A 9,906-nucleotide genomic window follows, 5' to 3' on the forward strand; every position below is an offset into this window, starting at 1 on the left:
CCTGTTGCCTGTTGCCTGTTGCCTGTTGCCTGTTGCCTGTTGCCTGTTCCCTGTTCCCTGTTCCCTGTTCCCTGTTCCCTGTTGCCTGTTGCCTGTTCCCTCTTTTCTAGAGATATCTAAATGACTCCTGAATTCTAAATTCTAAATTCTAAATTCAACAGTTGTCATAATAAAAATAATTGTGTAAGATAAAAGAATAATACGGGGCATTAACGGTTTCGACAGGGTGGTGAAATCTACTTTGTGATTCAGGTCGAGAGTGAGTCTTCTCTCGCAAATACCGGGCTCAAAAAATAATAAGTGCAAACAACATTGTACCTTTTGCTCGTAAGCAAGTAGCTGTAGCTTAATTGCGAAAACACCTCTTATAGGTTCGAGCGTCTGTAGTTTGACTCCGTTAAGGATTGCAGACCTAACCCCAACGGATGCACCAGTAAACTGTCTCTAGTCAGCTGCTGGTTAAGACTTACTAGAGAATCCCGCCATCCGGGATAATGGATGGTCCCGGCTCTGAGGGTTAACAAGAGCTAAACCTGTGAATGAGCGAAGAGTAAATAGCCATTTTGGACATGGGTTCAACTCCCATATGCTCCATTTAACAATTTGAAGAAGGCATAAAGCATAAGAGAAAGTTTCTCATTGATAGTCAACGATCGGCCACTCCCTCTCTACAAACCCCAAGCAATTTTAAGCACCGTTTAGACGCTGGGGTATTAAGCCTGCAAAAGAAAAGATAACAATTATCCTAAAGCCGTTTTTTGACTTTTGAGCATAAAGCGGTTTTTTTTAGAGGTTTTTTGTAACCTACATTACGCACTTCAAAATGTAGCAAAAGCTTGAGTATTTTTATTAGCTAAAAAATAAAAGCCCCTTTGTCTATATTGACCAAGGGACAAATAACTATCAGGGTGCATCTACTAAACGTAGTATAGCACCAGTAAGGGGTAAAACCCACTATTTAAATAATTAAAAAAAAATATCATAAATCGAACAAAGCATAAATTTCATTAAACCAAACACCCATATCATCAAAAAAAAAAGCCCCTTTGCCAAAACTGACCAAGGGACAAATAACTATCAGGGTGCATCTACTAAACGTAGTATAACACCCATAAGGGGTAAAACCCCTTATTTATGCATATATATTAATAATGTTACAAATAATTATAACTTATCAATATCGTAAACCTTATTATATTTAATTCAATAGCTAAAAATTAAAGAGTTTAATTAGAAAAATGTGTAGCTTAAACTTAAAGATATATCGAATTTAGTATTTGAAGGGATCGCTGACCTTGACAAACATTAGAGAAGTTTTTATCGTGATTTGATTCTGTATCAAACCGTAAATACAGTGCTTTCCGTTGTTATAAGGTACACTCATCGCGGGCAAGATGCCCGCACTAGAATATTTTCATCATTGACCATGTACATCATTTCACCACCGTCAACCCCGATAGAAAAAAAAATATGTCCCATTATTTTGATATCCTAAAAACCAAGAGTCAAAATATTTAAACTATGCCTGTAGTAAACCCTCCCCCCATCATCAACTTTCCTCTAGCTGCTGTAGTCGGACAAGAAGCAATCAAACTAGCCCTATTGTTAACCGCCGTCGATCCGGAATTAGGAGGAGTTGCCATTGCTGGCCGTCGTGGTACTGCCAAATCAGTAATGGCCAGAGCGCTACATTCACTCCTACCTCCCATTGAAATTGTTCAAGATTCCATTAGTAACTGTAATCCTAACTATCCCGAAGCATGGGACGACCAACTATTAGAGCAGTATGCCCACCCCACTTCAACAGAAGTTCTCACTAAAGTTATACCTGCACCTTTTATTCAAGTTCCTCTAGGAGTAACAGAAGATCGGTTATTAGGTTCAGTAGATGTAGAAAAATCAGTTACACAGGGAGAAACGGTTTTTCAACCAGGATTATTAGCATCAGCTCACCGAGGAGTATTATATGTAGATGAAATTAATCTGCTGGACGACAATATTGCCAATTTATTACTCACAGTCTTAACAGAAGGGAGAAATCAGATAGAGCGGGAGGGAATTAGTTTTCAACATCCTTGTAAACCTCTATTTATCGCTACCTATAATCCAGAAGAAGGGCCACTACGAGAACATTTATTGGATAGGATAGCGATCGCCCTCTCAGCAGATATGGTTTTAGGTTTAGACCAACGAGTGGAGGCAGTAGAACAAGCTTTAGCTTATGCTAAATCTCCCCAAGCTTTTCTCGAACGATATACAGAAGATATAGATAATCTCAAAACTCAGATTCTTTTGGCCAGGGAGTGGGTAAAAGATGTCACCATCACCAATGAACAAATCCAATATTTAGTAGAAGAAGCAATTCGTGGAGGTGTGCAAGGACATAGGGCAGAACTTTTTGCCGTGCGAGTAGCCAAAGCATCAGCAGCATTGGATGGACGGACAACAATTAATGCTGATGACTTGCGTCGGGCCGTGGAATTAGTTATTGTCCCACGGGCAACAATAGTGGAAACTCCTCCAGAAGAGGAGCAACAACCACCACCTCCACCGCCACCCCCACCAGAAGACCAGTCTCAAGATGAACAAGAGGAGGATGAGGAGGAGGACGAGGAAAACCCGGAACCTCCAGAGGAAGAAGAGGCCAGTATTCCTGAAGAATTTTTGTTTGACCCAGAGGGAGTGGTGTTGGATGATAGTGTGTTGATGTTTGCTCAAACAGCAAACCGTCAAGGTAAGTCTGGTAGTCGGAGTGTGATTTTTTCTGAAGACCGAGGGCGTTATGTGAAGCCGATGTTGCCCAAGGGTCAGGTGCGACGTATTGCAGTTGATGCGACTTTGCGAGCTGCTGCTCCTTATCAGAAGTCTCGGCGCGAACGTCAGCCAAATCGCCGAGTGATTGTGGAACCTATTGATATGCGGGCAAAGCGTTTGGCCAGAAAAGCTGGTGCTTTGGTGGTGTTTGTGGTTGATGCTTCGGGTTCGATGGCGTTAAATAGAATGCAGTCGGCGAAGGGAGCAGTGATGCAGTTGTTGACGGAGGCTTATCAGAGTCGAGACCAAGTTTCGTTGATTCCTTTTCGGGGGGAACAGGCGGAGGTGTTGTTACCGCCTACTCGTTCGATAACTACAGCACGACGACGTTTGGAAAAGATGCCTTGTGGTGGTGGTTCACCCTTGGCCCATGGTTTGACTCAGGCGGTAAGAGTGGGTGTGAATGCTAAACAGTCTGGTGATGTTGGGCAGGTGGTAATTGTGGCTATTACGGACGGACGGGGTAATATTCCGTTGGCACGTTCGTTGGGCGAGCCAATATTGGATGATGAAAAGCCGAATATTAAGGAGGAGTTGTTGGAAATTGCTAGTAAGGTTCGGGGTTTGGGGATTCAGTTATTGATGATTGATACTGAGAATAAGTTTGTTTCGACTGGGTTTGCGAAGGAGTTGGCAAAGCAAGCGGGGGGTAAGTATTATCATTTACCTAAAGCGACAGATCAAGCGATCGCTGCTATGACTCAGAATGCTCTCAAGGATGCTATTGGGTGAATCAGTTATCAGTGAACAGTTATCAGTTATCAGTAAGTGCCTTGGTATTTACAGCAGATTCGGTCGTATATGAAGTACAAATATTAATAGACATCTCCAAAAATCAAAAATAAAATCAATTCTTATCCATAAATTATCAATTATTCTTCCCTGTTCCCAGCTCCGGTGTTCCCTGTTCCCTCTTTTCTGGAGATGTCTAATGAGGGAATGTTTTCAATGCGGGCAAGATGCCCGCTATTGAGTGTACTTCACCCCTGATGGAATCTGCTGTAATTGTTAATATCATGTTCGGATGATTAGTTATAAAAACTTCTTCACTTCAAACTTCCCTCTCTGCTTTCTGCCCTCTGCCTTCCATCTGCCAAAGTATAAGTATTTAACCGAACATGATACAAGTGATAATATCATGTCCAGATAAGTAGGGCTTGCTGATTAAATATCAAAGTTTTTAATGGCAAAGGTTTCAGACTTTGCAGGTACTAAGGGAGTATCAGCTTTTAGGTAGTTCCAGTTCAAAAATCTGGGTTTTGGGCAAAAATATGGTTAGAAAATCAAGGGAAGATTCTTCTAGCTATTTCTTCTCGGAATCTCATTCCTCCTGGATTCTGAATTCTGGATTCTGGCGACTCCTCTGAAAAAAAGACTAGTGAAGCGCAAACCCTAAGTAGAATATAGGAAACGAGAAGCATCGGCCTTGAGAAGAAAAAATAAACTAGACATAGGCGTGAAAAATTATGTATAGACGTTTTAAAAAATTTCCCTACAAGGGTTAGAAAAAAGATTTATTTATTTACTGGATATATCTACTTATCTCTAACCTGAAACATTTACCACCTATAATGCTAAAGATATATTGCTGATTAGACTACTTCTATAATCTCCCTACATCCATAAATAAAATAGAATTTATGTATTATAATTATTAATATCAGGACTTACGCATCAAGTATGAAAAATTTAGGATTTGAGATTGCTTTCCGTTCGGGGCTGCTACGCAAACCCTGTGGGTTGCTTCGGAGGAAAATACGCTGTATTGCGTAAGTTCTAAATATATATATACCAATATTAAACAAATTAAATTAATGAATATTTTAGGTAAAAACTGCCATATTCTTAAAGAAAATCTTCAACTGAGTGAACGTATAGCCATTACTCAAGGAGATATTATTTCTCAGCAAGTAGAGGCAATTGTTAATCCAACTAACAATAATCTCCGCAGTTACGGACTATGTACCAAAATTCATCAAGTAGCAGGAGAAGCACTTAGAAGTGCAACTAGACAAATAGAATGGCTCGATACCAGTGAAGCTAAAATCACTAAGGGCTATCAACTCCAGGCTTCGTATATCATTCACACTTGTGCCCCTATTTGGGATAAAACTAATAGCCAAATCTCTAGTCAAAAATTAGCTCAATGTTATCGCAACTGTCTGGAGGTAGCAGCAAAAAATCAAATTCATACTCTGGCTTTTCCCTGTATCAGCACGGGAATGCGTGGTTTTCCCAGAGATTGGGCTGCAAAAATAGCCATGACAGAAGTGGTGAAATTTTTGCAACACAGCTCTCTCCCCTGGAAAATAATTTTTGTCTGTCGTGAGTCAGATGATTATGAACAATATCAAGCAAACCTACCAACTGATATAACTTCTCCCACTTCTTCCGAACAAACTCAAACTCCAAAATCTCAACAGTTAATTGCTCAAATTGAATGTCAGCGTAGAGTCGCTATTATTGGTAGTACCTCATTTTGGGGTGTGACTACGGAGGCAATATGCAAAGCTACTGGTAGACAACTAGCAAAATTAGAAAATTTAGCTCTGTTGACGGGTGGAATTATGGGCGTACCCGAAGGAGTGTCCCTGAGTTTCTGGCGAGAGTATCAACAGCAAAATAAGTCGGCCCCAGTTTATCATATTCAGCCTGTTGGATTTGAACCGTGGGAATATGGTGTAAATTTGTATGGAGGCAAAACTCTATCTGAGCGCCGAGCAATTCTGGCTCAGATGGCATCAATATATATACTTATTGAAGGTGGGCCTGGAGCTAAACAGGAGGCTAAAATTGCCATGGCAGCAGGTGCGGTGGTGATTCCGGTTGGACTAACGGGAGGTTTTGCTAAAGAACTTTATCAAAAAATGTCTCGCCCTTACTATATACCTTCCAAGTTGTGGCAACGGTTAGGGGAAGGTTATGTTTCATCAGAAACTGTGGCAGAGGCGATCGCTCAAATTATTGAAAAAATCTGGCAACGTCCCAAAGATGTCATGTTTAACCCTGAAAAAAAATCTGTAACCGATCTAGAATTGCGTTCGGCACTGGGGGTTAACTATCGGAATTTGCGAGATTTATTAGCAGCATCTCAATGGCAAAAAGCAGACTGGGAAACTTTCCGCCTGTTGTGTGAAATTTCCCTAAGAGTAGAAGTACACAGAGGTGTTAGCGAAATTCGGGAAATTTTGAAGACAATTAACAAAAATACTCAACAAGATAGATTTCGCGAACTCACTGACTTGCTGAAATACTACCAGACAATGTTTGCCAGTATTCATCAACAGGAGTTTCCTTCTTGTTCGCTTTATGGTTATCTTCCTGGTTGCCTCAATTGGAAATTTATTAATAAATTGCCCTTACTAGATTTGCAAACAATTGATTTACTCTGGATGGTATATTCTAACGGGCGCTTTGGCTTCAGCGTGCAGGAAAGAATTTGGCAAACATTATTGACTCAGGATGAGGCGAAAGTAGAGGAAAATTTTATCAGTTGTGTAGGGCGTGGTTATTCTCAAGGTGGAGATGCTTATCAGGAGGGTGAAAATTTTACCCTTAACTCTCCAGAGGGCTTGTTACCTTGGCTCAACTGGTATGATGCTGAAGGTAATCTTCACGGTATAGAATGTGATGGTAAGTTACGTTATTTGACGAGTGGGTTTGCTCACAAAGGTGTGATTAGAAAGCTATGGCAAGAGGGAATTCGGAAAAGGTTGGAAGTGGGAGATAATGATTTTTCTAATTGCGTGTTAAGTGGTTTAAATTTGCAGGGTTTGAATTTTCAAGGTGCTAACCTCAGCGGTGCCGATCTACAGAATACTAACTGTGAGGGGGCAGTATTTACTGAAGCCGATCTTAGAGGTGCTAATTTAGTAGGAGCAAAATTTTCAGTAGGAGCTTTGCAAGAAGCAATTATCGATTGGAGTGATGCTTCCAGTCGTCAATGGCTGAAATCTTATACTATTCTAATTGTTGATGATTCTATTATTGTTCGTAAACTTTTAAGTACGACTTTTAGGAATGTTGGTTATGAGGTAGAAATTGCTAGAGATGGAGTAGAAGCTTGGGAAAAATTACAAAATAATTTACACGTTGACTTGATTTTATTAGATATAGAAATGCCGAGAATGGATGGTTATGAACTAACTAAAAAAATCAGAAATGATTCTAAGTTAAAAAATGTATTAATCGCTATTTTGACTAATCGTAGTATACCTAGAAATAAGAAGAAAGAAATTCAAAGAAAGTTTAATTATTGTTGTTATTTTAACAAGCCTTTTACTGAGGAAAGAATATTAGAAACTATCAATAATGTTTTGAACAGATGTATGAAGCTTGATACCATTTTAATTGTGGATGATTCTATTACTGTTCGTGAACTTTTGAGTATGACTTTTATCAAAGCTGGCTATCAGGTAGAAGTGGCAAAAAATGGGTTAGAAGCTTGGGAAAAGTTGCAAACTAATTTACAGGTTGATTTGATTTCATTAAATATAGAAATGCCAAAAATGGGTGGTCAAGAGTTAGCTTTGAAAATTAGAAAAGATTCTAAGTTACAAGATTTACCAATAGTTTTTATGACTTCTCGTGGTAGATCCAGAATGGGCGTACCAATTGAACAATTAGTTAAAAATTGTGCTTATATGACAAAACCTTATGTTGAAGAAAAGGTATTAGATACTGTAAAAAGTTTATTGAGAAAAGAAGGAGTCAGGAGTCAGGAGTCAGGAGTCAGGAGAAAGGAAGGATGAAAGTGAGAATTATCTAGTGTCACTACGCAGAAGTCAAAAGTCATGCATCGAGTGTGTAATTCTGAGGTTTCCTCAAAATGTAAGACACACTCAAGACAGTCAAAAGTATTGATTGGTAAGGCTTTATTTTATGCCTGCATTGAATAGAAGTATAGAGTGCGACAGCTATATAACTGAGTTTGATATTTAATCTTAATTATTCGGTAATATTTTTAACGATAATAGGCATAAAGTGAAATACTTATTCCTATTCCTAATTTACCATCTTTTCGTTCCCCGTTGCCTGTTGCCTGTTGCCTATTACCGAAAAAATTGTGGTTTAAAGCCTCCCCTTTTAAGGGGATAGTAAAGAAAAATTTTCATGATTAGTCAATCTTCTTCTTTTCAAGGAGAGGTAATTATTAATTAAGGTCTGCTGAAAAAATTGGTTGGTGGGGTAAGACACGGGGACGCGGAGACGCGGGGACGGGGAGATGGGAACACAGACAACAGTTTCGGCCATTTTATGTGAAGAAATTTTCTTGAATTTCAGCAGAAAATTTCAGTAAATTGATGCCAATAAGAGCCATAAACTAGGAGATAAATTGAATATAAAAAGCTCCATTACCTTAGCTATCCTGACTTTTAGCTTTATTTAGCAAGCCCTAATTATTAATTATTAATTATTCATTATTCATTATTAATTGTTGAACTATTCTCTATTATGAAACTTGTACTAAATTATTTCACAATTATAATCAGCTTATTTTCTCTGCAAAACTTAGCTTTAGCAGAAACAAATACTCTAGAAAATCAACCTCAAAAACCTCCGTCAGTAAAAATATTTCCTACGATTTTTCAGCCAGAAACACCAGAGCAAAAATTAGCCGAAGCAGACCGACTTTATTTAGCAGGAGAAAAAGCAGCAGCCGAAAAACTTTACCGGGAAGTAAAAGAATCATTTTCTGAAGATATTGAAGCTAAAATTAATCGCCCTCAACCAATTTATGAACCCACAGAATTACCAGTAACAGCTCAAGTTTATTGGCGACAAGCACAAGCAGGATTAGCTAAAAATTTAGAGACTCAAATATTTATAGCTTTAGAATTATTAGTCAAAGAATATCCTGAATTTATTCCAGCTCATATTAAACTTGCAGAAGTCTTAAAAGCTGATGAACAAACAGAATTAGCCTTAGAAATATTACATAAAGCAGCAGGTTTATATCCTAATGAACCAGAATTAATCAAAGCTCAAATTACTACCCTAGCAAATGAAAAAAAATGGTTAGAAGCAACTTTATCTGCCCAACAATTTGCTTTGATGAATCCCGAACATTCACAAGTAGATGAATTTAATCAATTAGCAGAAACCTATAGAAAAAAATTTCAGTCTCAGCTCAAATCAAAATTAAGAGGAAATACAATTGCTAACGTTGTTACTGGTGCTTTAGGAGTAGCTCTTACTGGCAATCCATTTGCTGCTATGAATGCAGTTCAAACAACAGCATTAATGCTGCGAGGGGAATCAAAAATTGGTGAAAATTTAGCAAAATCTGCCACTAAAAGTTTACCTATGGTTGAGGATGAAACAATTCTTGAGTATGTTAATACTATTGGTCAAAAACTTGCAAAAATGACTGGTAGAGACGAGTTTGAGTATCAGTTTTATATAATCAATGATGAAAACCTGAATGCTTTTGCTTTACCAGGCGGTCAAATATTTATTAATTTAGGAGCAATAGTTAAAACAAATTCTGAAGCAGAATTAGCAGGTTTACTTGCTCACGAATTAGCTCATACTGTATTATCTCATGGATTTCAGTTAATGTCTGAAGGTAATTTAATTGGTAGTGTTACTCAATATATTCCTTATGCGGGTGGTGTAGTTAGTAATTTAATTGTACTTAACTATAGTCGAGAAATGGAACGTCAAGCAGATGTATTAGGAACGCGAATTTTAGTATCAGCAGATTATGCAGCAGATGGGCTAAGAAATTTGATGAAGACTCTGAATGAAGATAAAGAAGATAGAGGTATTATTGCTTGGTTATCCACTCACCCAGAAACGGCAGAAAGAGTACGTTATTTAGAGGAGTTAATTGTTAATAATGGTTATAATCGTTATGCTTATGAAGGAGTAGTATTTCATGCCAAAATTCAGGCAAAAGCTAAAGCATTATTAGTAGAAAAGAAAAAGGATTTTTCAGAAATTTAGAGAAGGAGTATTCAGCAATTAATAAGCAATTAATAATTAATAATTAGGGTTTGCTGAAAAAGTCTGATGGTGATGATAGGCAACAGGCAACAGCGGTGCGACCCCACGTCGGCGTCAGACGCAAGCGGTCGGAACCCGCGTCGG

3 protein-coding genes and 1 other RNA gene are annotated in these 9,906 nt (G+C 38.4%); all 4 read left to right on the plus strand.

All coding sequences use genetic code 11. The annotated features are described in order from the left end of the window. Positions 1 to 203: 203 nt before the first annotated feature. Positions 204 to 597, plus strand: a transfer-messenger RNA (tmRNA) gene (gene ssrA / locus AC3DU7_RS15525). Between the two features lie 924 nt (positions 598 to 1,521). Next, positions 1,522 to 3,546 (plus strand): magnesium chelatase ATPase subunit D, encoded by a 2,025-nt coding sequence (gene bchD / locus AC3DU7_RS15530; RefSeq protein WP_488040233.1) that lies wholly within the window; start codon positions 1,522 to 1,524, stop codon positions 3,544 to 3,546. A gap of 1,082 nt (positions 3,547 to 4,628) precedes the next feature. Further along, the gene (locus tag AC3DU7_RS15535; RefSeq protein WP_488040234.1) at positions 4,629 to 7,565 is read left to right on the plus strand and encodes a response regulator; all 2,937 of its coding nucleotides are present in this window, start codon (positions 4,629 to 4,631) and stop codon (positions 7,563 to 7,565) included. Between the two features lie 703 nt (positions 7,566 to 8,268). Further along, positions 8,269 to 9,762 carry a M48 family metallopeptidase gene (locus AC3DU7_RS15540; RefSeq protein ID WP_488040235.1) on the plus strand — a complete coding sequence of 498 codons (1,494 nt, stop codon included), beginning with the start codon at positions 8,269 to 8,271 and terminating at the stop codon, positions 9,760 to 9,762. Positions 9,763 to 9,906 lie beyond the last annotated feature (144 nt).

The sequence above is a fragment of the Okeania sp. genome (assembly GCF_983059655.1).